Below are 1,392 nucleotides of genomic sequence, written 5' to 3' on the forward strand. Positions count from 1 at the left end.
CAAATTAAACTGATTTGGCTATAACGGTTTAAAAATTTGATGGCAGTAATTAAGGGAATGGACTTCTTGCACCACCCAGTAGGTTATGCAAGAAGTTTAATAGATATACCTTCTTTCGCTATTCTCTTTTTCAATGTCCGTTTAGTACGATCAATCACCTCCCCCGCTAACTGACCGCAAGCCGCGTCGATATCATCACCCCGTGTTTTACGTACAATAGTGGTAAAACCATACTGTATTAACACCTTAGAAAATCGATCCACACGGCTGTTAGAGCTTCGACCATAGGGCGCGCCCGGGAAAGGGTTCCAAGGAATAAGATTAATTTTACAGGGGGTATTTTTTAAACATTCGGCTAATTGATGAGCTTGCTCGGGACTGTCATTAATATGATCGAGCATCACATATTCAACAGTAACACGCCCTTGGTTAGCATTAGATTTCGCCAGATAACGCCGTACTGCCGCTAAAAAAGTGTCGATATTATATTTACGATTAATCGGCACAATTTCATCTCTGATCTCATCCGTCGGTGCATGAAGAGAAATAGCTAAAGCGACGTCGATCATATCACCCAATTTATCTAACGCCGGTACCACACCCGAGGTCGATAGGGTAACGCGGCGTTTGGACAAACCAAAACCGAAATCGTCCATCATAATATCCATCGCTGGCACCACGTTATTTAAGTTCAATAACGGCTCGCCCATGCCCATCATGACTACGTTAGTAATAGGACGCCGACCACTGGATTTTAGCGAGCCGATAATTTTGGCGGCACGCCAGACTTGTCCAATAATTTCCGCGACACGTAAGTTACGGCTAAAGCCTTGCTGAGCGGTTGAACAAAACGTACATTCCAATGCGCAACCTACCTGTGAGGAAACACATAAGGTAGCGCGATCAGCTTCTGGGATATAAACCGTTTCAACTTGTTGATCGCCTACTTTAATCGCCCACTTAATGGTACCGTCCGCCGATCGTTGCTCTTGTGCCACTTCCGGGGCGCGAATTTCTGCTATTTGTTGTAACTTGGTGCGTAATACTTTATTGATATCACTCATTTGTTCGAAATCATCGTAACAATAGTGATATATCCATTTCATCACCTGATCAGCACGAAAGGGCTTTTCCCCCATTTCGATAAAAAAATGGCGTAATTGCTGACGATTTAAATCAAGCAGATTGACTTTAGTGCTAACCATGGTAGTTCTCTTCAATATTTAAGAGCCTGTTGAAATCTCTTGCGCTCGCTCAAGAAGATTTGGCACAGGCTCTAGGATGATTCGATCACAAAGAATTTCATCGGCGGTAAAAAAATAAGCAATTTCACGTTGAGCCGATCCAACGCTATCAGAGCCATGAACCGCATTGGCGGTAACACTATCAGCG

2 protein-coding genes are annotated in these 1,392 nt (G+C 43.5%); both read right to left on the reverse strand.

Annotated features, from left to right (window positions below):
• Nucleotides 1-83 precede the first annotated feature (83 nt).
• Nucleotides 84-1,205, reverse strand: a complete 1,122-nt coding sequence (locus REG_RS10010; RefSeq protein ID WP_407078956.1) for a bifunctional tRNA (adenosine(37)-C2)-methyltransferase TrmG/ribosomal RNA large subunit methyltransferase RlmN — start codon at nt 1,203-1,205, stop codon at nt 84-86.
• An 18-nt stretch (nt 1,206-1,223) separates the two neighbouring features.
• On the reverse strand, nt 1,224-1,392 hold a 169-nt coding region (locus REG_RS12385; RefSeq protein ID WP_141553685.1), incomplete at its 5' end, for a nucleoside-diphosphate kinase.

Origin of the sequence: Candidatus Regiella insecticola LSR1 (genome assembly GCF_000143625.1) — a bacterium.
GTDB lineage: Bacteria > Pseudomonadota > Gammaproteobacteria > Enterobacterales > Enterobacteriaceae > Regiella > Regiella insecticola.